This window comes from Nocardia cerradoensis NBRC 101014 (assembly GCF_000308535.1).
Taxonomy (GTDB): Bacteria; Actinomycetota; Actinomycetes; order Mycobacteriales; family Mycobacteriaceae; genus Nocardia; species Nocardia cerradoensis.
In genome coordinates, this window is record NZ_BAFW01000367.1 from 1 (window position 1) to 21,894 (window position 21,894).

Annotated in this window: 22 protein-coding genes; 10 read left to right on the forward strand and 12 right to left on the reverse strand. The window is 69.1% G+C overall.

The genetic code is table 11. From position 1 onward, the window contains the following. The 7 genes from ON23_RS31270 to ON23_RS31300 form a co-directional block, all read left to right on the forward strand. Positions 1–276, forward strand: a 276-nt coding sequence (locus ON23_RS31270; protein ID WP_039782792.1) for a hypothetical protein, incomplete at its 5' end; no start/stop codon positions are given. Next, a complete protein-coding gene (locus ON23_RS31275; RefSeq protein WP_039782793.1) occupies positions 276–527 on the forward strand; it encodes an MrpF/PhaF family protein in 252 nt (83 codons plus the stop codon). The genes ON23_RS31270 and ON23_RS31275, both read left to right, overlap by 1 nt. Further along, the gene (locus ON23_RS31280; RefSeq protein WP_039782794.1) at positions 520–819 is read left to right on the forward strand and encodes a monovalent cation/H(+) antiporter subunit G; all 300 of its coding nucleotides are present in this window, start codon (positions 520–522) and stop codon (positions 817–819) included. Before ON23_RS31275 ends, ON23_RS31280 begins: the two co-directional genes overlap by 8 nt. Next, entirely contained in the window at positions 816–1,058 is a 243-nt protein-coding gene (locus tag ON23_RS31285) for a Na(+)/H(+) antiporter subunit B (RefSeq protein ID WP_039782795.1), read from the forward strand. Before ON23_RS31280 ends, ON23_RS31285 begins: the two co-directional genes overlap by 4 nt. Continuing rightward, positions 1,055–1,804 carry an MnhB domain-containing protein gene (locus tag ON23_RS31290; RefSeq protein WP_039782796.1) on the forward strand — a complete coding sequence of 250 codons (750 nt, stop codon included), beginning with the start codon at positions 1,055–1,057 and terminating at the stop codon, positions 1,802–1,804. Before ON23_RS31285 ends, ON23_RS31290 begins: the two co-directional genes overlap by 4 nt. Beyond that, on the forward strand, positions 1,801–2,148 hold the full coding sequence (locus ON23_RS31295) for a sodium:proton antiporter (protein ID WP_039782797.1): 348 nt from the start codon (positions 1,801–1,803) through the stop codon (positions 2,146–2,148). Before ON23_RS31290 ends, ON23_RS31295 begins: the two co-directional genes overlap by 4 nt. After that, complete coding sequence (locus ON23_RS31300) at positions 2,148–3,962, forward strand: complex I subunit 5 family protein (protein ID WP_039782798.1); 1,815 nt, start codon at positions 2,148–2,150, stop codon at positions 3,960–3,962. Before ON23_RS31295 ends, ON23_RS31300 begins: the two co-directional genes overlap by 1 nt. Before the next feature lie 36 nt (positions 3,963–3,998). Here ON23_RS31300 and ON23_RS31305 read toward each other — a convergent pair whose 3' ends face one another. The 3 genes from ON23_RS31305 to ON23_RS31315 all read right to left on the reverse strand — a co-directional run bounded on the left by ON23_RS31305 (position 3,999) and on the right by ON23_RS31315 (position 8,074). Beyond that, positions 3,999–5,357 carry a TIGR01777 family oxidoreductase gene (locus tag ON23_RS31305; RefSeq protein ID WP_039782799.1) on the reverse strand — a complete coding sequence of 453 codons (1,359 nt, stop codon included), beginning with the start codon at positions 5,355–5,357 and terminating at the stop codon, positions 3,999–4,001. Positions 5,358–5,487: 130 nt separating this feature from the next. Then, positions 5,488–7,008, reverse strand: coding sequence for a class I adenylate-forming enzyme family protein (locus tag ON23_RS31310; RefSeq protein ID WP_039782809.1), 1,521 nt, complete (start codon positions 7,006–7,008; stop codon positions 5,488–5,490). Positions 7,009–7,102: 94 nt separating this feature from the next. Then, entirely contained in the window at positions 7,103–8,074 is a 972-nt protein-coding gene (locus ON23_RS31315; protein ID WP_039782800.1) for a phosphotriesterase family protein, read from the reverse strand. Between the two features lie 179 nt (positions 8,075–8,253). Here ON23_RS31315 and ON23_RS31320 point away from each other — a divergent pair, with 179 nt between their 5' ends. Continuing rightward, positions 8,254–8,814, forward strand: a complete 561-nt coding sequence (locus tag ON23_RS31320) for a QsdR family transcriptional regulator (RefSeq protein WP_039782810.1) — start codon at positions 8,254–8,256, stop codon at positions 8,812–8,814. Between the two features lie 6 nt (positions 8,815–8,820). Here the strand turns inward: ON23_RS31320 and ygiD are convergent, their stop codons facing one another. The 4 genes from ygiD to ON23_RS31340 form a co-directional block, all read right to left on the reverse strand. Next, the gene (gene ygiD / locus ON23_RS31325) at positions 8,821–9,657 is read right to left on the reverse strand and encodes a 4,5-DOPA-extradiol-dioxygenase (protein WP_039782801.1); all 837 of its coding nucleotides are present in this window, start codon (positions 9,655–9,657) and stop codon (positions 8,821–8,823) included. A 71-nt stretch (positions 9,658–9,728) separates the two neighbouring features. Then, positions 9,729–11,126, reverse strand: coding sequence for an ABC1 kinase family protein (locus ON23_RS31330; protein ID WP_039782802.1), 1,398 nt, complete (start codon positions 11,124–11,126; stop codon positions 9,729–9,731). Between the two features lie 276 nt (positions 11,127–11,402). After that, complete coding sequence (locus tag ON23_RS31335) at positions 11,403–12,425, reverse strand: alpha/beta hydrolase (protein WP_373282265.1); 1,023 nt, start codon at positions 12,423–12,425, stop codon at positions 11,403–11,405. A 96-nt stretch (positions 12,426–12,521) separates the two neighbouring features. After that, entirely contained in the window at positions 12,522–13,748 is a 1,227-nt protein-coding gene (locus tag ON23_RS31340) for an esterase/lipase family protein (RefSeq protein ID WP_039782803.1), read from the reverse strand. 373 nt (positions 13,749–14,121) lie between these two features. Here ON23_RS31340 and ON23_RS31345 point away from each other — a divergent pair, with 373 nt between their 5' ends. Then, positions 14,122–14,748, forward strand: a complete 627-nt coding sequence (locus ON23_RS31345; RefSeq protein ID WP_051043605.1) for a YdcF family protein — start codon at positions 14,122–14,124, stop codon at positions 14,746–14,748. A 36-nt stretch (positions 14,749–14,784) separates the two neighbouring features. Here ON23_RS31345 and ON23_RS31350 read toward each other — a convergent pair whose 3' ends face one another. The 5 genes from ON23_RS31350 to ON23_RS31370 all read right to left on the reverse strand — a co-directional run bounded on the left by ON23_RS31350 (position 14,785) and on the right by ON23_RS31370 (position 21,287). Further along, a complete protein-coding gene (locus ON23_RS31350; protein WP_039782804.1) occupies positions 14,785–15,828 on the reverse strand; it encodes an alpha/beta hydrolase in 1,044 nt (347 codons plus the stop codon). Beyond that, entirely contained in the window at positions 15,825–16,778 is a 954-nt protein-coding gene (locus tag ON23_RS31355) for an acyl-ACP desaturase (RefSeq protein WP_039782805.1), read from the reverse strand. Before ON23_RS31355 ends, ON23_RS31350 begins: the two co-directional genes overlap by 4 nt. Then, positions 16,775–17,971 carry a PucR family transcriptional regulator gene (locus ON23_RS31360; RefSeq protein WP_157170347.1) on the reverse strand — a complete coding sequence of 399 codons (1,197 nt, stop codon included), beginning with the start codon at positions 17,969–17,971 and terminating at the stop codon, positions 16,775–16,777. The genes ON23_RS31355 and ON23_RS31360 overlap by 4 nt, the downstream gene beginning before the upstream one ends. A 430-nt stretch (positions 17,972–18,401) precedes the next feature. Continuing rightward, positions 18,402–19,805: a lipase family protein gene (locus ON23_RS31365; protein ID WP_244969584.1), complete on the reverse strand. Its 1,404-nt coding sequence runs from the start codon at positions 19,803–19,805 to the stop codon at positions 18,402–18,404. Positions 19,806–20,072: 267 nt separating this feature from the next. Next, positions 20,073–21,287, reverse strand: a complete 1,215-nt coding sequence (locus tag ON23_RS31370; RefSeq protein ID WP_039782807.1) for a lipase family protein — start codon at positions 21,285–21,287, stop codon at positions 20,073–20,075. A gap of 176 nt (positions 21,288–21,463) precedes the next feature. On the opposite strand from ON23_RS31370, the gene ON23_RS31375 reads away from it, so the two are divergent. After that, on the forward strand, positions 21,464–21,685 hold the full coding sequence (locus tag ON23_RS31375) for a hypothetical protein (protein WP_039782808.1): 222 nt from the start codon (positions 21,464–21,466) through the stop codon (positions 21,683–21,685). Positions 21,686–21,894 lie beyond the last annotated feature (209 nt).

Genomic DNA, 21,894 nt, shown 5'->3' on the forward strand with positions numbered 1-21,894 from the left:
GCGCTCGCGGTGGTGCGAGACGGTGCCGGAGCGCTCGCCCTGGTGGCACGCGGGCGGCGGCCGGCCGGCCGATTCACCGAACTGCGGTTGCCCGCAACCGGTTCGACAGCACAGCGCGACGGACGGGAAGCCGTCGCGACGATTCTGCTGTCGGTGACGCCCGGTTCCATGGTGGTCTACTCCGATCCCGAACATTCCCGGATCAGGCTGCACACCCTGCCGCTGCCCGAGTCCGCGCTGCAGCGCGCGGTGCGCGCCCCGGACCGGCGACGCTGATGTGGACCGTCGCCTCGATCGCACTGCTGGCGGGCGCCCTGCCGCCGGGGATCTGGTTGTCCGCTCGCGGTATCGCGGCCCATCGGCTGGTCGGCATGCAGATGGTCGCGACGGTGACGGTGCTGGTGCTGATCACCATCAGCCTGGCCGCCCGCCGTCCCGACTATCTGATCGTGGCGACGGTACTGGCCTTGCTGGCCTTCGCCGGAACCCTGGTGTTCACCCGGCTGATCGGGGCGGGCGATGACTGATCCCGCCGCGATCGCGGCCGCCGTCGTCCTCGGCACGGCGGTCGTGGTCGCGGTGGCCGCATCGTGGGCGGCGCTGCGAACGCGCGGGGTGTACGCGCGGCTGCACTATCCCGGCATGCTCACGTCGGTGACCGGGCCGCTGCTCACCTTGGCCGTGCTGCTGGACTACGGCCCCGGTCTCACCACCGCGATCGTCGCGCTCACCGCGGCACTGCTGTGGGTCACCGCACCGGTGTCCTCGGCGGCGATCGGCAAGCTGAATGTCGTTCTGGGCGAACGGAAACGGGAATGAACGTACTGATCATCCTCGCACTGGTCCTGGTGGCCGTCGCGGCCACCGTCGTGGTGTGGACCGAGAACCCGCAGCGCCAGGCGGTGACGTTGGGCGTCTACGGCGCGCTGCTGTCGCCGCTGTTCCTGGTGCTCGGCGCCCCCGATGTCGCGCTGTCGCAGATCGCGGTCGGCACCGCCGTGGTGCCGCTGATGGTGTTGCTGGCGGTGCGGTCGGTGCGCCGGCGGGGACGCTCGTGAGCACCCGGACGCGCCTGCTGGTCTTCGCCGCCGGGGCCCTCGGACTCGGTGTCGCGCTGATCCTCGCGGTGCTGCGAATCCCCGGCTTCGGCAACGACTTTCATCCCTATCGCGACGCCACCGTGACCGAGGCGCTGCGTCAACGGAGCCCGAATGTGGTGTCCTCCATCAACTTCGATCAACGCGGATTCGACACCCTCGGCGAGGAGGCCATTCTGGTGGCGGCGGTCGTCGGGGCGGCCACGCTGCTGCGGCGCACCTCCCGGCCCCGGCCGCCGCGGCCGGCCGTCGCCTCGTCGTCGCGTCCACCACTGCTGGCCGCCACCCGCCTCGCCGGGTACATCCTGCTGCCGGTGACGCTGCTGATCGGCGCCGACGTCGTCGTACACGGCCACCTCACCCCCGGCGGCGGCTTCCAGGGCGGCGTGGTGCTGGCCACCGGCCTGCATCTGCTGTATGTGGCCGGCGACTATCGGGCACTGCGGCGGGTCCGGCCGCTGGTCTGGTATGAGACGGGTGAAGCCGTCGGTATGGGCGCGGTCCTCGCGCTGGGCGCGGCCGGGCTGGCGGCCGGCACCGGATTCCTGTCCAACTTCCTGCCGAAAGGCACGAGCGGGCAGCTGTTCTCCGCGGGCACCGTCGCGCTGTTCAGCTGCGCGGTCGGGATCGCGGTCGGCAGCGGCATCGTCGTACTGCTCGCCCAGTTCCTCGACGAGTATCTGGGCGCCGACGAAGGGGCGACATGAGCGTATTCCCGTATCTGGTCGCGGCGTGGGTGCTGCTGATGGGACTGTTCGGCGTGGTCCGCAGCCGCCATCTCGTCCACACCGTGGTGTGCGTATCGGTGACCCAGTCGAGTACCTACGTGCTGCTGCTCGCCGTCGGATATCAGCAGAAGGCGAGCGCACCCATCTTCGGGCAGGCCAATCCGCCCGGTTCGCCGGTGGTGGATCCGGTGGTGCAGGCCATGGCGCTGACCGACATCGTGGTGTCGGCGACGGTGAGCGCGCTACTGCTGGCGCTGGTGATCCAGGTGGCCAAACGGCACGGCACCGTGGTCCCCGATGAGCTGCACGCTTTGCGCGGCTGATGGGCGGCTCCGCGAGCGCGCTGCCGCCGCTGATCGTCACGGTGCCGATCGCCGGTGCCTGTGTGCTGCTGCTTCTCGGACGGATCGCTCCCCGCCGCCTCATCGATGCGCTCGCGCTGGTCACCGCCCTCGCCACCGCGGTCCTGGCCGCACGGCTGCTCGCCGCGACGGGGTCGGGCGCTGTGGTGACCTGGGCCGGCGGCTGGCATCCCGGACCGCGATTCGCGGTGGGCATCGTGCTGGTCGCCGACCGGCTGGGCGCGGCCATGGTGCTGCTGATCGCCGTGCTCGCGACCACGGCCCTGCTGTTCGGCTGGCGCTACTTCGACAGCGTGCGCGCGCACTACCCGGCGCTGCTGTTGCTGTTCACCGCGGGCATGGCGGGCTATGTCCTCACCGGCGACCTGTTCGACATGTTCGTCTTCTTCGAGCTGATGAGTGTGGCCGCCTATGCCCTGACCGGACTCGAGATCGAGGAACCCGAAGCCGTGCAGGGCGGCCTGAACTTCGCGGTCGTCAATTCGCTGGGCGCCTATCTGTGCCTGTTCGGCATCGGACTGCTCTACGCGCGGACCGGTCGGCTGGGTCTGCCGCAGTTGAGCCTCGCGCTGTCGCAGCGGGCGCCGGATGCGGTGGTACTCATCGCGTTCGGGCTGATCGCGACGGGCTGGCTGGTGAAAGCCGCGGCGGTGCCGTTCCATTTCTGGCTGGCCGACGCGCACGCGGTCGCTCCCACGCCGGTGTGTGTCCTGTTCTCGGGCGCGATGGCGCCGCTGGGCATCTACGGTGTGGCGCGGGTCTATTGGGCGGTGTTCGACACCGTGCTGCCGGCCGCGGGCGTCCATCGGATGATGCTGGTACTGGCCGTGTGTACCGCGCTGCTGGGCACCGTGATGTGTGTCCTGCAGCGTCATATCAAGCGACTGCTCGCCTATTCGACCATCGCGCACATCGGACTGTTCCTGCTCGGCCTGGCCGCCCTGACCCCGGAGGGCGTGGCGGCCTCGGCGGTATATCTGGCCGGGCACGCCGCGGTGAAGGGCGCGCTGTTCCTGATGGCGGGAATCCTGTTGTCGCGCTATCGATCTCTCGACGAGGTGCGGTTGTACGGTCGCGCCCGGCGGCACCGGGTGGTGGGCGCGGCATTTGTGCTGGGTGGACTCATGCTGAGCGGAATTCCGCTGTCGGGCACCGGTTTCGGCAAATCACTGCTGGAGGAGTCGGCACATTCGGTACCGCTGACCGTGCTGGTGATCGCGGTGTCGGCGCTGACCGGCGCCGCGGTGCTGCGAGTGGGGCTGCGGGTGTTCTTCGGCGTCGGTCGTCCACCGCGGCCGGCGTCGGAGGCGGACGAGACCACCGGCGCGCACGAGACTCCCGATGCCGACACCCCACCCGGCCGCATTCCGGTGACGATGCTCGCAGCGGTGTTCGCGCTGTTGAGTGCCGGTGTGCTGAGCGGACTTCCGGGACGCTTCGGCCGTGAGGTGGCCGCGGCGGCCGCGCAGTTCTGCGATCGGATCGGCTATCGAGACCGCGCGTTGACGGGAGCCGTTCCGGTGCAGTCCGCGCCGGATCTGAGCTGGACGCTGCACGGAACTGTCCTCGGGCTGGTATCGGCCGGTGCCGCGGTGGCCCTGGCGCTGTTCGGCATTCACCTTCGTAATATGCTGGGCGACAACGATTCTCGACCGGCCGCAGTGGTCGCGGTGCGGCACGGACTGCATCGATTGCACAGCGGGCACATCGGCGACTACGCGGCATGGCTGGTCTTCGGCTGCGCGGCCGTCATCGGACTGCTGGGGGTGGGTTGAGCAGTCCCCGCTCCCGCGCTGTCTATACTCGGCCGTCTACTCCCCCGGCGCCTCGAGCCGGCCCAGCACGTGCCGCAGGGCCGGTTCGAGACGATCGGTGCGGAAATGATGGCCGGCGGCCAGCAGCCGGGTCGGCTCCACTCGCTGACTCGCCGCGGCCAGCTCCCGTGCGCCCTGCCCGCCCAGCAGCAGCGCCGGACCGGCCTGTGGTACCGGCAGGATCGCGGGCCGTCGGACGACGCGGGCCAGCGTGCGGGTGTATTCGGCATTGCGGACCGGATGCGGAGCCACCGCGTTCACCGGACCCGACAGCGCGGTATCCCACAGCGCGCGGTGATAGATGTCGATCATGTCGTCGATGCCGATCCACGACATCCACTGCCGCCCACCGGCGATTGGCCCGCCCAACCCGGCAGCGAACAACGGCCGCAGCAAGCGCAGCAGCCCACCGGCCGGCGACTGCACCAGACCGGTGCGCACCCGCACCACCCGTACCCCGGCCTCGCGGGCGGGCCGATCGGCGTCCTCCCACGCCGAGACCACCTCGGCCAGAAATCCGTCACCGGCCGGACTGTCCTCGGTGAGCGAGCGATCGCCGAGGTCGTAGCCGTAGTAGCCGATCGCGGACGCCGCGACGAAGGTCGGCAACCCGATCCGCGCGGCCAGTTCGGCGAGCGCGCGGGTCGGTTCCACGCGGCTGTCGCGCACGCGGCGTTTGTGTTCGTCGGTGAACCGGCCCGCGATCGGCGCCCCGGCCAGATGGATCAGCGCGTCCACCCCGGCCAGCAGATCGGCGGCGGGCGCGGACGGATCCCACTGCCGCTCGTCGGGGCCGCGGGCGGGCCCGCGCACCAACCGGATCACCCGGTGCCCGCCGGTCCGCAGGAACGCGGTCAGCGCCGTCCCGACCAGTCCCGAGGCGCCGGTGATCGCGATGGTCGACGACCGCAGACCGTCCTCGGCGGCACGAGCGTGGGCCGCCAGATCACCGGCGAGCTGCCGGTGCCGGTACTCGAACATGGGCCGCAGCAGTGCGGCGGGCACGGGCGTGTCCACCTCGTCGACGATCCGGGTACGTCCCGCGTCGACGGCTTCGAAGCCGTGGGTGTGGCGCCACTGCAGCACATGCGCGAAGGCCGAGGCGGGGCCCTCGGCGACGAGTTCGTCGGCGAACCGGTGCGGCGGGTCGTAGGCGACCGGATCGTGGCGGGCCACCCAGCGCAGGTTGCCGGGCAGTGCCAGTTCGGCGCGCCCGTCCTTCAGCGAGCCCGCTTCGCGGACCACCCGTACCGGTTGCCACGGCGGTGCCAGCCTGGTCAGCGCACCGGGCCGGGTGAACCATTCGAAGACGTCGGCCTGCGGAAAGTCCACGACATTCGCCGTTTCGAAACCCATGAGGCGGCAGTACCCGCGCCATGCGAAGCCGAAACGGTCGGCGCCGAGGGGCGCCGGGCGTGCCGACGCCCGAACTCCGGGCGGTCATCGCAGTGGAGTGCCACCGCAGGGCGTCACCGAGCCGCATTCCTCACCGCAGAGGCTCGCCCCACGTCGTCCGTTCCCGCAGCGCGGCTTTGAGCAGTTTGCCGCCCGCGTTGCGCGGCAACGGTTCACCCACCACGGTCACATACTGCGGGACTTTGAAGTCGGCCAACCGTTCCCGGCAGTGCTCGATCAGCGTGGGAATGTCGATACCGTCACGATCGGCGACGACGACGGCGCCGACCTTCTCGCCCATGACGGCGTCCGGCACGGCGAGGACGGCGGCGTCGGCGACACCCGGCGCCGCGAGCAGAACCGCTTCGACCTCGACGCTGGAGACGTTCTCTCCACCGCGGTTGATGATGTCCTTGATCCGGTCGACGATGTGTACCCGCCCGGCATCGTCGACGCGGACCACGTCGCCGGTATGGAGCCAGCCGTCGACGATCGTGGCGGCGTCGGCGTCGGGACGATGCCAATAGCGGCCGGTGACATTCGCCCCGCGCACCACCAGCTCGCCGACGCCGGGCTCGTCGCCGAGCGCGACGATGCCCAGTTGCACCGACGGCACCGCGTAACCGACCGAATCCGCGTGGTCGACGGCGTCCGTATCGGGCAGCACCGTCATCAGGGACGCGGTTTCGGTCATGCCGTATCCGTTGAACACCTGGGCGTTGGGAAACGCGTCTTTCAATGCCAGCACCAGCGACGGTGCGATCGGCGCGCCGCCGTAACCCACCCAGCGCACCGCGGCGGTATCCGCCGCGCCGAAGTCGGGGTGGCGCACCATCAGCGCATAGACGGCCGGCACCGTCACCAGGAACGAGATCCGTTCGGTCGAGAGCGCGGCGATCAACTCGGGAACGCCGAGCGCCGGCATGATCACCGCGGTGCCGCCGAGGTGGGCGGCGGTCAGCAGCTGGGAGTTGCAGCCGGTGACATGGAACAGCGGAACCGAGATCAGCGTCCGCATCCCCTCGCCGATATCGCGGGGAAGTCCGATGCAGCGCACCATGTTCTCGGCATTGGTCACGAACGCCTCGTGTGTGGTGGGCACACCCTTGGGATGACCCGTGGTGCCCGAGGTGTAGAAGATCGCCGCGATATCGGCGGCCGAAAGATCCTGCGTCACAACCGGTTCGCCGTCGGGAAGCGGCACCCCGGGGGCGAGGTCGATGCGCGCGCCCGAATCCGTCAGCACGAAATCGATCTCCGGCCCGGCCGAGCGGGTGTTGACCGCGACGACGATTCCGCCCGCCATCACCGTGCCCCAGAAGGCGAGCACCCAGTCGACCCCGGCCGGGTAACGCACGGCGACACGGTCTCCGGGTTCCGATCCGGCCGCGCGCAGACCCCCGGCGACCCGGGCGGCACGCTCCCACAGCTGCCGATACGTCAGGCGATCCCCGGCGAGTTCGACGACCGCTTCACTGTCGGGCCGCCTCTCCACCTGAGCACGCAGCATATCCAGCAGCGTCGCCGGTAGGCCGGTGTAGTGCGCGATACCGTCACGCTCGGCGACGCCGGTCCGCGGAAAGGGATTGCCGTGGCGCGAAATCTCGATCACCGCGGGTTCGGTTGTCATCAGTACATCTCCTCGATCGGCCGTGTTCGCAATTCGCTGGGCGCGCAACACATCACGGCCCGTGCAGAAGCGGAACTCAGGCACCGAAATAGCGCCGCGGGTTGTGCACGAGCATGGTGTCGATCTGCTCGTCGGTGACGCCGCGCTCCCGGAGCGCCGGCAGCACGTCGTCGCTGATGTGGGTGAAGTTCCAGTTCGGCACCGCGGCGGCTTTACCTTCCTCGGAGAACCAGTCGATGAAACAGGCCGCGTCGTGGGCGAGGACCATCTTCTCGGCGTAGCCGCGCTCGACCAGTCGCACCACGGTGTCCACTCGTTGCTCGAACGGCAGCAGGACGTCGAGTCCGAAGCGGTCCATGCCGAGGTAGGAACCGGCGTCGGCGAGAGCGCACAGATAGTCCAGATCGGTGCTGTCGCCCGAGTGTCCGATGACCACCTTGCCGAGATCCACTCCTTCCTCCGCGAGCACCTTCTGCGCGATCAGACCGGACTGGTTGTGCACATTCGTGTGGACCGTGACGGGCGCCCCGGTCTCCACGTGCGCCTGGCCGACGGCACGCATCACTCGCTCGACTCCGGGCGTCAGGCCCTGTTCCTCGATCGCGCATTTGAGGAACGCGGCCTTCACTTCGGTCCCCGCGATCCCTTCGCGAATGTCCTTGACGAACAACTCGACCAACGGCTCGGCGACGTCGAACAGCAGGCCGGGGCCGGTGTAGTGGAACTGGAACGGCACCTCGTTGTAGGTGTAGAGGCCGGTCGCCACGACGATATTGATATCGACCTGCTCGTTGATGCGCTGAATCCGCGGAATGTAGCGACCGAGCCCGATCACCGTCGGATCGACGATCGTGTCGATGCCGCGGGCGGCGCATTCGCGCAACTTCGCGACGGCATCGGCGACCCGCGCGTCCTCATCCCAGTGATTCGGATAGTCGGGATAGTTCTGCCGCATCTCCTCGCCGAGCACGAAGACGTGCTCGTGCATCAGCACCTTGCCCAGGGCGGCGGTGTCGAGGGGTCCACGGACGGTTTCAACGGCAGACATCGAATTCCTCGGGGTATCAGCGGCGAGCAGAACGGCTATGAACACGATCGGAAGAGTGTGATCCACGCCATCCTGTGTGAGACACTGCGCAAGTGTGTCTCAGAGTCGAGGATTCGTCAACCAGCTCGATACGGCCGCCGAGCGGGCACGGCATGCCTCGGTATGAGGAGATGGACGACATGATCGCTACTTCCGAGGGACGTCGCGCCGTCGACGCGGCGACGAAGCTGTACCTGGCGGGCGAACAACTCGACATGTCGGTGCTGGCCCGCGAGCTGGGCATCGGACGGGCAACGCTGTACCGGCACGTCGGCAACCGAGACGACCTCATCGCGACCGTGCTGGCCGAGGCCACCGAACGCACCTACCGCAAGGTGTTCGCCGACGCCACGGGATCCGGTGCGGCACTGGTTCTCGACACCCTCGAACGAGTGATGAACGCGGTCGCCGAATCCGAACCGCTGCGGATCCTCACGAGTCGCGAACCGACACTGTTCATCCGGCTCGCGCTGCTTCCCGGCAGGATCGAATCGACGTCGGCGCGCATGGTCGCCGAACTGCTCGACAGCGAACAGCGTCAGGGAAATCTGGCGCTACCGTTGGCCGCCGACGTCCTGGGCGAGGCCATCGTCCGCATCTGCGACGCGCACCTCTACGCGCCCCTGCTCGGCGGCGATCGACCACGCATCGACACCGCGCTGGCCATCGTCGCCCTGCTTCTCGGGCAACACCGGGCATGAACGCGGTCACATATTGCTGTCGAGGGCCGGAACTCCCTCCGGCAACCCCGGTGCGCCACTTCCGGCCGACTGCGGTGGGCAGATACCGCCGAGCTGGTAGGCGGCCATGGAAATCGAACCGGCACAATGCCCGTCGACGATCGGCACCAGCGGTTCGGTATCGGCCAGGCCCGCGATGTACAGCAGCGGCAGGTAGTGATCGGGCGTCGGGACGGCCGCGGCGAAATCGGGATGGGCGTCGAGCGCGGCCGCCTCGGTGGGTGCGCGCGTCAGCACCTCCCGGGCCGCCTCGTCGAAGCGCACCGCCCAGTCGTACCCGGCGTCCGGCTGCGCGAAATCGACCGCGCGCAGATTGTGCACGATATTGCCGCTGCCGACGATCAGCACCCCGTCCGACCGCAGCGGAGCGAGCTTGCGGCCGAGTTCGAGGTGGTAGTCCAGCGGTTCGAAGGCGTTGAGCGACAACTGCACCACCGGAATCGAGGCGTCCGGAAACGCGTGTACCAGCACCGACCAGGTGCCGTGATCGAGGCCCCAGCTGTCGGTATCGCAGCCCACCCACTGCGGACGGGCCACATCGGCGACCTGTTCGGCCAGTTCGGGCAGGCCCGGCGCCGGATAGTCGACCGCGAACAGCTCGTCGGGAAATCCGTAGAAGTCGTGGATGGTGCGCGGGCGCGGCATCGCGGTGACCGCGGTCGCGTTGGTGTACCAGTGCGCGGAGATCACGAGGATCGCGCGCGGACGCGGAGCGGCGCGCCCGACGGCCGCCCACGCCTCGGTGTAGCGGTTGCGGTCCAGCGCGTTCATCGGGTTGCCGTGGCCGAGAAATACCGCGGGCATCTGCTCTGGTGACGTCTGCTCCGGCGACATCTGCGCACTCCTTCTCGTGGTGCTGCTCCCCGCCGGTGAGCTCAGTCGGCGGGGAGTTCGATCCCCTCGGCGGCGACCTTGGCGGTCACTTCCTCGGGAAAGATGTTGCGGAACAGGTACAGGTCCTGACCCAGCCGCCAGCCCGGCGCCAGCGCGACCGCATAGCGTTCGAAATAGCCCAGCTGTTTGCCCATCAGCAGCAACTGCTGCGGGCCCGACGCGCCGCGGCGTTTGCCGAATTCCACCAGCCGGGCGGCGACCTTGCCCATATCCAGCTGCGCCAGTTTGCCCGACAGCACCGGCGCCAGCGCGGTCGCCAGCTGCCGGCCGATGGTGGCGTCGTCACCGTCGTCCCCGTCGAGCAGATCCAGTTCCCGCAGTGCCCGCGCGACCGGCCGGAAGTCACCGTCGATGGCGCTGGCGTGGAACAGCGCGCGTACGAACGCCCGCCACTGCGGCGTCATGGTGCCGACGATGCCGAAATCGAGCATGGCGGCGCGGCCGTCGTCGAGCAGCCAGAGATTTCCGGCATGCACGTCGCCGTGGAAAAGGCCGTGTACCACAACACTTTCCACCCACGCCTTGACCAGCCGGCGGATCAGCAGCTCGGGATCGGGGTGGGCGGCGCGGATATCGTCGAAGCGGTCGAGCGGCATCCCGCGCATCCGCTCCATGCACAGCACGCGCGGTCCGCAGTACTCCCAGTACACCTCGGGGACGACCACACCGGTGTTGTCGCCGAAGGCGGACAGATCGGCCCGCGCCTGCGCCTGGTTGCGGGCCTCGTTGCGGAAGTCCAGCTCGGCGACGGTGGTGTCGTACAGATCGCGGACCACGCCCTCGGCGTTGGCGATGCGGGCGTTCTCCGAACGTTTGGTCAGCGAGCCGGCCAGCCGATAGGCGGCGCGCAGATCCACGATCATGCGCCGCGCGATATCGGGACGCTGCACCTTGAGCACCGCCGGGCGGCCGTCGGCGAGGACGCAGGCATGCACCTGAGCCACCGAGGCGGCCGAGAGCGGTTCGTCGTCGAATTCCCGGAACAATCGATCGATCGGGGCGCCGAGGTCGGCCTCGATCACCGCGCGCGCGTCGGTGGCCGGAAACGGCGGGACGTCGTCGAGGCAGCGCAGGCACGCGTCGGCGAGTTCGTCCGGAAACGAGGCCGGCGACGACGCGATGAGCTGCCCGAGCTTGACGAACATCGGGCCCAGCGCCTCGAAACCGTCGACCGTCCCCTCGGCCATCGCCCGTCGCCGCTTCGCCGGGCGCAGACCTTGGCGCAGCACGCGCCGTGTCACCCGGCTGCCGATCGTCGTGCCGATCGCGGCGGTACGGCGGAACTCCGCGAATCCGAATTTCTCCAGCGCCGGTACCGGCTGCGGCGGAGTCTCCCCCGGGCCCGGTCCGGAGGCGGTCTCGGTGGCCGCCGCCGTCACCGCAGGACTCCGCTGGTCACCTGCTCACCTGCCCGAATCATTCGTTGCGACCGTCCCATCGTCATGTGGTTCGTGCACAGTCTACGACTGCCGGGCCACCGTACCGGCCGGTGTGGCGTGCCACACGCGCACACCGGCTCCCTCGGCCGTAGGACCCCCGGCGGTCCAGCGGCGTGGAATGGCAGTTGCGCACCCGGTGCGCCCGGCCGCGGCGGCGACTCCAGCCACGAGCCCGGCGCGGCGCCGGCGGTCGAACTCACCGCGTGAGAAACCGGTTCACGGCGCGATGCCGAGTCCCGCGGCGAGTACCGGCCACGAGCGTTTCAGCGCGTCCTGCCAGTAGCCCCACGAATGCGTGCCCGTCGGTTCGAAGTCGAAGGTCGCCGGAATGCCCAACTCTCCCAGCCGAGTCGACATATTGTGCGTGCACCAGTTCACCGCGGCCTCGATCACTCCGCCGATCACGAGCTGATCGAGATATCCGCGCGGACCGGGCTGCATATGGTCACCGCCGTACGCGTCATACATGCCGGGTACACCGGTGCCGGTGGAGATGAACAGATTCAGTCCGCGCAGCCCGTCCGCGTGCACGTACGGGTCGTTGGCCGCCCACATCGGATCGTCGTCGGGGCCGTACATGTTCTCCACGTCGCCGCCGCCCCACGTCTGGACCGCCATTTTGACGAATTCCCGGCCGATCGGATCGCTGATCTGCGCACATCCGGAATACGCGGCCACCGAGCGATACAGTCCCGGTGCCGCGATCGGCAACTGCAGCACCGAGGTCCCCGACGTCGACAAGCCGGCCAGCGCGTTGGCGCCCGTGGTGCGGTAGCGGCCGTCGATCAGCGGCGGCAGTTCGGCGGTGAGGAACGTCTTCCATTTGTACACACCGAGTTTCGGATCCGGCGCGCGCCAATCGGTGTAGTAGCTCCAGCGGCCCCCGACCGGCTGCACCACATAGGTCTGCTTCGCCGAGAGGAAACCCGCGACATCGGTGTTGCGCTCCCAGGTGGCCGAATCCTGGCCTCCCCCACCGCCGTTGAGCAGATACAGCACGGGCGCGGGCTCCTGGTCGTCGGCCGGCGTCTGCACCTTCACCATGATGTCGGTGTTCATCGCCGCCGAATGCACCCGCAACTGTTCGGTCCGCGGATCGAGCCGCCAGCTACCGGTGACCGCCGACCCGTCCGCGGCGACCGGGTCCGGTTGCGCACCGGCGGGCGCGGCCCCCAGCACCGCGCCCGCCATCATCAGAACGGCGGGAATGATGCTGCCGCGCAGCACCTTTCCGAACATGAGAACTCCTTCGTGACAAAACGATCGCCGCGGAGACGACGAGGCCCGCCGGGCGATGCTGAGTGAGGACATCGCCCGGCGGGCAGGCCGGACGACTCAGAGCTTGCCACCACCGCCCAGCAGCCACGGGTTGAAGCTGCAGGTCAGCGCGGGAGTCTGAGCCGAATCGAGAGTGTTGAGGATGATCGAGAGCACCCGCGGCGAATACATCATCGTCAGGTGATCGGACAGATCCTGTTCGCAGCCGTCCTGCAGGGTGACGTTCTTGACCGTCGCACCGGGCCCAGGCTGCAGGAAGGTCAGATCGTACGGTGTGGTGACCTCGTCGTAGCGGGTGCCGACCACCGTGTAGTCCACGCCCGGCATCGTGTCACCACCGGCGTTGAGCTGATTGACGAAATCCGAACCGACCGTCTGCTGGATACCGGAGTGGCCGACGAAGATCTCCACCAGTCCCAGCACGTCGATGCCGAAGTTGTTGATGGCCCGGCCCAGCGCGCCGATGCCGTCGAGGGTGGTGCCGTGGTTGGTGGCACCGAAGGTCATCATGTGATGCACCTTCGCCGCGCCACCGTCGAACTTCAGATACCACCGCGACATCGCGCCACCCTGGGAATGGCCGACCAGATTCACTTTCTGCGACCCGGTCGCCGCCAGCACGCGATCCACGAATTGCGCCAGCTGCTTGGACGAATCCTGAATCAAGCCGGTGCCGTTCGCGCCCGGCAGCACCGATCCCAGGCCGCCGCCCTGAATCAGATTGGATTTGCCGTAATTGAACGTGAATACGCAGTAGCCGGCGTCCTTGATCGGCTGGCTGACGAAAGAGAAGTTGTCGTAGGCGTTCTCCCACGTGCCGTGCACCAGGACCACCGGTTCCGGATGCGCCGCGGTGGGCCGGCAATTCCAGTCGTTGGTTCCCGGCGGGGCCACGTCCGGATGCAGCAGGCCGTATCCGAAGGCGGCCAGGAACGAGCTCTGCGCCGGGCCGTAGCCGATGGTGTCGCTGGAGGTTCCACCCGAGGATCCCGAGCTGGACCCGGAACCGCCGTAGCAGTCGCCCGACCCGTTGCCGGATCCCGCGCCGCTGCCCGAGGTGCAGGCCGAACCGGTGCCGGAGCTGCCGGTATCCGCGATCGGGTGGGCGGCGGGATTCTTCAGTCCCTGGTCGATGAAGTCGACCAGTTGCTGCTCCTGCTGCTGATCGTTCGACGCCACCGCCGGCTCGGCGTCGGCGCCGATCCCCGCGAAGCCCATCAACAACAGCGAAACCCCCACGACGACCGCGGCGCTCAGCGGCCTGCGGCGGGTGTTTGGTCTCATGGGTGAACCTTTCGTCAGAACATCGGCGTTCTTTGTTGCGATGCGCGACAGCGAGCCGCGCGGCCGAAACTGAACTCAGACGCTAAAGTCGCTGACGGGCCGCCGATACGGACAAAGGCAGTCTCTTCGGAATCTCACGAGGCGCCGAACCGACCGCAGTGAAGTTGCACAGCCGGGCGAATTGCCCGGTGGCGTCAGGGCTTTTCCCGTTATCGGCGCAGTCACAGCAGCAATGTCGGCCGTGCCGTGAAATATCCAGCGATACAACCAATTACGACGCAATCACGAACAGATATCGGATTCTCACTGGAGTTGTCCGTCCGGTCCGGTCCACGTGCGTACGTGGCACGGCCCCACGTCGTCTGGAGTCCTGATGCCCGGTATTCGCACTTCTCTGCGCCCCAACGGTTTTCGCTTCCTCGCCGCAGCGGCTCTGGCCGTCGGCGCCCTCACCGCGGTCGCCTTCCCCACCGCCGCCGCCGATCCGCTCACCGATGCGGCCGGCGTCATCGAACAGCTGCGCGCCGTCGGTGATCCGCTGCCGCCGCTGCCCGCCCCGCACGGACCGACCACCGCCATCGTGGTGCTCGGTTACGGGTTGCTGCCCGACGGCGGTATGAGACCCGAACTCGTCGCCCGGTTGCAGGCGGCGCTCGTACAGGCGATGGTGTCGCCGGCCTCGCCGATCATCGTCACCGGCGGAAATCCGCGCGGTGGCACCACCGAAGCCGACGCCATGGCCGGCTGGCTCGCCGGCCACGGCATCGCCCCGGACCGGATCCACATCGAGTCACGCGCCAGCGATACCGTCGAAAACGCCGTCAACTCCGCGGAGTTGATGCACACCCTGGGCGCCGGCGATGCGGTGGTCGTCACGTCGGCCGACCATATGCCCCGTGCGGTAGCCGATTTCGTCGATGCCGGGGTGCTGGTGGTGGGCACGGTCAGCCCGCAGGATCTCCCGCCGGTGGTGCTGGAGGTGTTCGGGCCGCAGCAGTGAAGCGGCCCCGGTAGGGAATCCAGCGCCGCCGGCCGTCTAGCGCGGACCCCAGGTCCGCGCGATACCGAGTCCGGCGGCCAGCGCGTCCCACGCCGACGGCAGGGCGGCGGTGAAATCCGGCCAGGAATGCGTCCCCGCGGGGATGTAGCGCACCGTGGCCGGGATGTTCAGTTGCGCGAGCCGCGCGGCGAACCGTTCGGTGCACGTGCGCGCCCCCGCCTCCAGCGCCACACCTCCGCCCGCGGATCGCAGCGCACCGGCGACGTCGTGCGCGGTGGCGATCGCGGTCAGATCCGGTGGGCTCGGCAGGCCGGTGGCCGCCGACAGATAGATCGGCGTGCCGCGCAGGGTATCGGCGCCCAGATAACTGTCGTGCGCCGCCCATTCCGGTGAATTCGGTGGGCCCCACAGGTTTTCGGGGTTTCCTCCGCGCGAGGCCACGGTGATGCGGGTGACGGCCTGTCCGACCTCGTCGGCGGTCGAATAGCAGCCGCTGATACCCGCGACCGCGCGATAGAAGCCCGGGTGACGCTGGGCCAGCATCATCGCCGCCTGCGCGCCCATCGACACTCCGGCGATCGCCCGGCGTCCGTCGGAATGCAGAAACTTCTCCACGATCGGCGGCAGTTCGTCGACGAGAAAGGTCTCCCAGCGGTTGAGACCCAAGTTCTGGTCGTAGTGGTCCCAGTCGGCGTACATACTGCCGACGCCGTCGCCGGGTAGCACCACGTCCACCGGTTTACCGGCGAAGAAGCGCGCGGCCTCGCCGTCGGTGAGCCACCCCGAAGTCGCCGCACCCTCGACGCCGTCGAGGAGATAGAGGGTGGGCCGAGGTTCGCTCCCGCCGCCGCGCAGCACATCGATGGGCACCACTCGATGCATCGCGGCGGAGGCGACATACAGCCGGTCCCAGCCCGGTCCGCGCGTTTCGGTGCGCACGAGTTCCGTTCGCGTCACGGCCGGATCGATCGCCGGCGGAGCCGCGGGCGGGGGCGCGGCGGGATCGGCGCACACCGGAGCGGCCGCCATCGCGCCGGCGGCCACGGCCAGAGCGGCGCCCAGCGCCGCACGGGTGATCACCGCTGCACCACCGCCGAAGCGTCCGCGAATGCCGCCTCCCGGGCGCGCACTCGTTCCCGCCGTTCCCGGAAGCGGTCGGCCGCCTTCTCCAGAGTGGCCAGATGGACGGCCAGTTCGTCGCGGGCCCGCTCCCCCGGGGCGGTCAGATCGGTGCGCTCGAACACGTGCCAGTTGCGCAGCACCGGACGCACCACCCGCTCCAGATGCTGCGCCGGATCGTAGATGCCGTGGGCGGCCAGCAGCAGCGCGTGACGCCGGAAGCCGGGCCGGCCCGATCCGGGCATCCGGAAACCGGTGACCGCCTCGGTGATCGCGCGCATCATCGCATCCGGAGCCAGCTCGAGGGCGGCCCGGGAGATGTTGCGGTAGAAGATCATATGCAGGTTCTCGTCGGTGGCGATGCGCGACAGCATCCGGTCGGCGATCGGTTCACCACAGGCGATGCCGGTGTTGCGGTGACTGATCCGGGTGGCCAGCTCCAGCAGTGTCACACAGGCCAACCCGCGCAGCAACCGCGGGGCCCCCGGTGCGGCGACGCCGCTGGTCAGCCGCGTCATCCGGGCGCGTTCCAGCGCAACGGGATCCACCGCGCGAGTCACCACCAGGTAGTCGCGGATCACGAGGGCGTGGCGGTTCTCCTCGGCGGTCCAGCATCCCACCCACCGTCCCCACACGCCGTCGCCGCCGCACGTCTCGGTGATCACACGATGACAGGACGGCAGATCGTCCTCGGCGAGCAGAGTGGTCACCAGCGCCACCCGCGCCACCTCCGGTAGCGCCGATTGTTCCGGCGCCCAGTCGTTTCCGCCCAGCGCCGCGAAATTGCGGCCCTCACCCCAGGGCACATAGTCGTGCGGATGCCAGGCGCGTGACTTGCGCAGATGATCCGCGAGACAGCGTTCGGCGACGGGTTCCAGCTCACGGAGCAGATCGCGATCGGCGACTTTCACGCGTACTCCTCGGTGCGCGAATGGGTGCCGAGATCGAAGGCCAGCAACGCCAGGCTCGCCCGCGCGATACCGTCCGGACGGCCCAGCTCGATACCGGTCAACCGCTCGATCCGCCGCACCCGGTGCGCCACACTGTTCGGATGGATCGCCAGCCGCACCGCGGTCGATTTGCGGTCCAGGCCCGAATCCACATAGGCGCGCAGGGTTTCCAGCAGATCCGGATGTGGCCGCAACGGGCCGAGCACCGCGGCCAGGTGCGCACGCGCCGGGCCGGGCCGGGTCAGCTGATATTCCACCGCGACGTCGGCGATCCCGTAGAGGCCCGGTGGGCGACGCAGTGCGCGCACCAGTTCCAGCAGTTCGTGAGCCTCGGCGGCCAGTTCCGGGATGCGTGCGGTGGGCCCCGCGACGACGGTGGCGGTCAGCGGCACAGAGGCCGCCGCGGACAGGACATCCAGGGTGTCGGCGGTCAGCACCGGGGCATCGATGCGAGCCGACGCATCGGGGTCCTCGACCGGCACCAGCACGGTGCCGCCGTCCACCGAGAGCAGCGACAGGGCCCGCGAACCCAGCACCGGCGCCAACGCGCTCTGCAGCCGGCGCAGTTTGCGGCGCGCCACGGTTTCGGCGTTGCGGCGCGGATCGGATTCGCCGGGATGCGGGGCGATCGACAGCGCCACCACCTGGTAGGCGGGTGCGACCACGATCCCGGTGCGGCGGGCCAGTGCCGCGCGGCCGTGACCGCTCAGCAGCGCGGTGACCAGGGTCTGCGCAGCGGTTTGATGATGCCGTGCGGCCGAGCGGTGTTCGTCGAGGTAGGCGGCCGACGTCGCCACCGTCACCGTCTCCAGCAGCCGCAGCGCCTGCTCGGCGTCGGCGACCAGCGTCTCGCCGTCACCGCGGCCTCCGGCGATATCGCTGAACGCGCGCCGCACCGCCTCGTGGTAGGCGCGCAGCACGGTGTCGAGATCGATGCCCTCACGCGCCCACGCGCCGGCCCGGCCGACCAGTTCGGCCAGCCGTGCGGCATCCGCCGGTTCCGGATCGGGTTCGGCGACCATATCGGCTGCCAGGGCCAGACATTCGCGCACCCCCGCGCCGAACTCGGCGGTGGTGTCGGAATGCGGCGCCGGCGCCTCGCTGCGCACGCTTCGGGTCAGAGTCGCCGCCAGGCTGGGTGCGGATGGTGTCATCGGGTCGCTCCAGAATCTGTCCCCGCGCGAAGTGTGCCCGCCGGATGCCTTGGGGTGAGGGTGCACCCGGCGGACGGTTCCACTGCTACGCACAGTGACCGCGTCGAGGAAGGGGTTGGAAGTCCTGGTGCCGCGAGTCGAGCTGTGCGCCGTGAGCGGCGGCTTCGAGTCGGGAGCCGCTCACCGGTGGCCGGTCCGGCGTCCGCAGTGCCGACCTCCTCTCCTTCCGGAAGGTGCGGGTGCGCCGGTTGCCGAACGCGGCACCGTCCGCGCAAAAACCGGTGCCGCGTTCACATCACGGTACGGCCACGGAATCGCCTCGAACCGAAACACCGGCGATCCGATGACAATTCATGAATCGCCCCGGCGGCGGCTGGGGTCGCGGCACAAAATTCCCCGCGACGACAGCGCGAATGTACGAACCGGCCGTTCAGCATTCACTGGGGGCCGGCATACCCTGCAATCGCTGATCGACCCAGCCCATCGCCTCGGGATATCCCAATCCGGCCGCGATGATGTGTTCGCCGAGCACGCTGCGATACACCGCCGCCACTCCCAGCGAGCACTGGTCGTGATAGAACTCGCGGGCGCCCGCGGCCGGAATCCAGAATTCCTGTTCGCCGTTGTAGACGTACAGCGGCACAGCGGATTTCATGCCCTGCATCCGCGTCACCCGGTAGATGTCGCCGGCCAGCGCGCTGTGCAGCGGATCGGGGGTGTCGGCGGCGATGTCGATCGGCAGCGACAGCACTCCGGGGACGGCGAAGACGCCGGCACAGGTGTCCTTGAGCGGCGACAGGGCCGCCCACCGGGCCAGATTGTTCATCCGGCCCAGGATCTCCGGCCGCTCCCGTCCCATCCCGAAGGTGGCCGCCAGGAAGACTCCCGACGCGAAGTTGGCGTTCATGCTCTGCGACAGGATCTGATAGTCGGCCGGCACCCCACCCAGTGCCGCACCGACGATCGCCGGGGCCAATTCCGGTGCGTAGGAATCGATCAGCGCCACCGCGCCGCGGGTAGCGATGGCACCGCCGGAGTAGCCGTGCATGGCGTAGCGGCTGGCGCCGAATTCGGCGGGCAGCGCCGCGCGCATCGCCCGGATCGCGTCGAGCACGGCGTGACCGGCCACGAAGGGCTCGGCATATGCCATCCGCGGGCCCTCGTGATCGGGGATCAGGACCGCGTATCCGCGCAGCAGCGCCAGCTGGGTGGTGGGCGGGACGAAATCGGTGGTCCCGGTGTCGCCGGTGAAGCCGTGCGCGAGCGTGTAGCCGGGCGTGCAGGTCCGGCCCAGCGCGTCGATCGGCAGATTGTTCACCAGCACCGGCCGCGATCCTGGACCCGTCCACGGCGCGGCCGGAATCGCCAGTGTCGCAGTGGCATACGAGGGCGCGTCGTGGGCATCGGTCGTGCGGTACTTCAACTGCAGCGCCTGCCGCACGGGCACCACGAGCAGCGGTGCGGCGGTCGCCGTCACGTTCCGGGTCGCGATCACGTCACCGGGGCGCAGCCCCGCGAGATCGGCGGGCCAGTCGTCGAGCAGCGGATCGCCCACCGGTGAGGGCATGACGGCCTGCTGCAGCCGGGCCAGGTCGGCGGTGACACCGGTCTCCCCCGCGGCCGCCTGATCGGCCACCGGGATGGGCGGCGGCGGAATCAGGACGTCGATCCACTGCTGCAACTGCGCGAGACCCGGCGCGGGCGGATTCGACTTCGCCGGCTCCTGGGCATCCGGCGGCACGGCGTCCCGAGGCGACGCGGGCTGGACCGCGAACGGCTGCGTCGGCAGTCCCGGTAACGAAACAGCCGGTAACGGCAAGGGAGGCAGAGGCATCGGCGGCTGCGCCGCCGCGGTACCCGCGACGGGACCGCAACCGAGTAGCAATACCGTGACCAGAACATGCCGAATTCGCATGGCGCACCCCACTCAAGCTCACCGCTGGTTCCCCGTGCGCTGCCAACCCGAGTTCCGCGCTGAACCAGGTGACTCGAGACTACCGGCGCGAATCCGGTTGCCCGCGCGGCGTGTTCGGATCGTGTGCGGCGCGAGTCCGCATCGATATCGAATTCGTGGCGTGCGAGCGGTGTGGAAGTGGCGCGCTCAGCAGTTGCTCGGCACCGGCTGAGCGTGCATGCGACCGTCCAGCCAGTTCAGCACCTGCGGCAAGCCCAGGACCGCCGCGGTGAGGTGGTCGGGCACCGGAATGGCCTCCGACTGGACCGACACCCCGGCCTGGCACCAGCGCCGGTCGGTCGCGATGATCGAGTCCACCGGGATCAGGCCGTCGATGGGCGAATGCCATTCGAACACCGGCATATTCGGCACGCTGTCGGTGTAGAGCTCGAGACTGTTGTCCTCGACCACCTTGCGCGCGACCGGATCCTCGGTCATCGACGTGGTCCTGGCGAACTCGGTCACTCCGTGGCCCGCGCCCGCGGCCAGCAGGCCGTTGGTGCAGCTGTCGGCCATCACCTGCCGCGCCGCCAAACCCTTGTCGTTGAGCTGCTCCGACAGCGGGAACCGGTCCGGGTATTCGCGTTCCAGGCCGAGTCCGGCCGCCATCGCCAGGCCGAAGGCCGGATGCGAGCCGTACCCCAGGCCCTCCAGCATCTTCACCATGTTCATCGGCACGCCGCCGGCCGCGGCCCCGGCGATGCGCAGTTCCGGTGCGTAGGCCGGCGCGAGCGCGGCCGCCCACGCGGTGGCCATGCCGCCACCGGAGTAGCCGGCCATCGTCACCGGGCTGTGCTCGAGTTTCAGATCGGCGGCGCGCTGCACCGCACGGATGCCGTCCAGGGTGATCTGGCCGCCCAGACGCGCTGCGCCGTAGGCGAATTGCGGCCCGAGATGGTCGGGCATCGCGATACTCCAGCCGCGCTGCAACACCACGTTGTAGGCGGGCGCCTCGCGCACCATCAGATCGGGGTTCTTGGTGTAGAGCACATGGGAGACACCGCAATCGGTGCCCAGCCCGTTGATGATGGTCTGATACGACAGCAGCGGGCCGTCGGCCGCGCGCTTGCGCGGGGTCAGGACCGTGGTGGTCGCCGCGATCGGCTTGCCCTCGGAATTGGTCGAGCGGAACTTGATCAGCGTGATGTCGGTGTCGGGGAAGATGTCCAGCGGCGGTAGCGGTTTCGTCGCCAGCACGTCGCCGGGCTTGTGCTCGGCGATATCGGCCGGCGCGGCGTAGAACGGATCCGGATCCGGTGCCGGGTAGATCGGTTGCGCCGGTGCGGAAGTCGTGGCGGCAGCGAACAGCAGCAGACTGCCGGCGGCGACGCTCAGCGCCCGCCGGACCGCGGTATGGCCCATGGGCCAAGAGATTATCGCGCGCGCGAGGCAACCCGAAATCGGCACCGCAGGTCCTGAGAAATCACAAGTTTGCCGCGCGGCGGTCTGTGTAACGCGATGAATTACGCACTGAAACCTGTTCGGGTTACCCGCGAGTACGTAGCTTCGTTCCTGCACCGATGCAAAGGAGCACGGCTATGGACATCTCCGATACGGTCCCCGACGTCCCCACTCGCCGGATCACGGTCTACTTCGGCGGCACCGGCCCCGATGGCGACATGGTGCTCGAATACGCCGCCACCCGCGCCGAGGCCTGGGAGTTCGCCGCCGCCGCGGTGCACTCCGGGCTGGCCGTCACCGTGGACGGCATGGTCCGGCCCGGATTGCGACCGCTGCCCTGCCGCCGATTGTGGCATTGAGGAATCGAATCACGCCCCGGCGACTGTGAGCGATCACAACGGCCCGCCGACCTGCTTCGATTTCCGCACAGACGATTCGCGAAGCACCCTCGGTTCCCGGCCCGCCGATTAGCGTTAACCGCCGGAACAGATAGTTCGGGAGTAGAAGGAGTCAGTGATGACCGTCGACAGCTCCAACCGGTCCAGTCTCACCTTTTCGGGGCGGCCGA

Coding starts and splice junctions, on each gene's coding strand:
- ON23_RS31360 (WP_157170347.1), bottom strand. CDS start 17,971: ATGACACCATCCGCACCCAGCCTGGCGGCGACTCTGACCCGAAGCGTG.
- ON23_RS31305 (WP_039782799.1), bottom strand. CDS start 5,357: ATGGGTTTCGAAACGGCGAATGTCGTGGACTTTCCGCAGGCCGACGTC.
- ON23_RS31365 (WP_244969584.1), bottom strand. CDS start 19,805: ATGCCTCTGCCTCCCTTGCCGTTACCGGCTGTTTCGTTACCGGGACTG.
- ON23_RS31335 (WP_373282265.1), bottom strand. CDS start 12,425: ATGTTCGGAAAGGTGCTGCGCGGCAGCATCATTCCCGCCGTTCTGATG.
- ON23_RS31285 (WP_039782795.1), top strand. CDS start 816: ATGAACGTACTGATCATCCTCGCACTGGTCCTGGTGGCCGTCGCGGCC.
- ON23_RS31320 (WP_039782810.1), top strand. CDS start 8,254: ATGATCGCTACTTCCGAGGGACGTCGCGCCGTCGACGCGGCGACGAAG.
- ON23_RS31300 (WP_039782798.1), top strand. CDS start 2,148: ATGGGCGGCTCCGCGAGCGCGCTGCCGCCGCTGATCGTCACGGTGCCG.
- ON23_RS31315 (WP_039782800.1), bottom strand. CDS start 8,074: ATGTCTGCCGTTGAAACCGTCCGTGGACCCCTCGACACCGCCGCCCTG.
- ON23_RS31345 (WP_051043605.1), top strand. CDS start 14,122: ATGCCCGGTATTCGCACTTCTCTGCGCCCCAACGGTTTTCGCTTCCTC.
- ON23_RS31370 (WP_039782807.1), bottom strand. CDS start 21,287: ATGGGCCATACCGCGGTCCGGCGGGCGCTGAGCGTCGCCGCCGGCAGT.
- ON23_RS31280 (WP_039782794.1), top strand. CDS start 520: ATGACTGATCCCGCCGCGATCGCGGCCGCCGTCGTCCTCGGCACGGCG.
- ON23_RS31375 (WP_039782808.1), top strand. CDS start 21,464: ATGGACATCTCCGATACGGTCCCCGACGTCCCCACTCGCCGGATCACG.
- ON23_RS31340 (WP_039782803.1), bottom strand. CDS start 13,748: ATGAGACCAAACACCCGCCGCAGGCCGCTGAGCGCCGCGGTCGTCGTG.
- ON23_RS31295 (WP_039782797.1), top strand. CDS start 1,801: ATGAGCGTATTCCCGTATCTGGTCGCGGCGTGGGTGCTGCTGATGGGA.
- ON23_RS31275 (WP_039782793.1), top strand. CDS start 276: ATGTGGACCGTCGCCTCGATCGCACTGCTGGCGGGCGCCCTGCCGCCG.
- ygiD (WP_039782801.1), bottom strand. CDS start 9,657: ATGCCCGCGGTATTTCTCGGCCACGGCAACCCGATGAACGCGCTGGAC.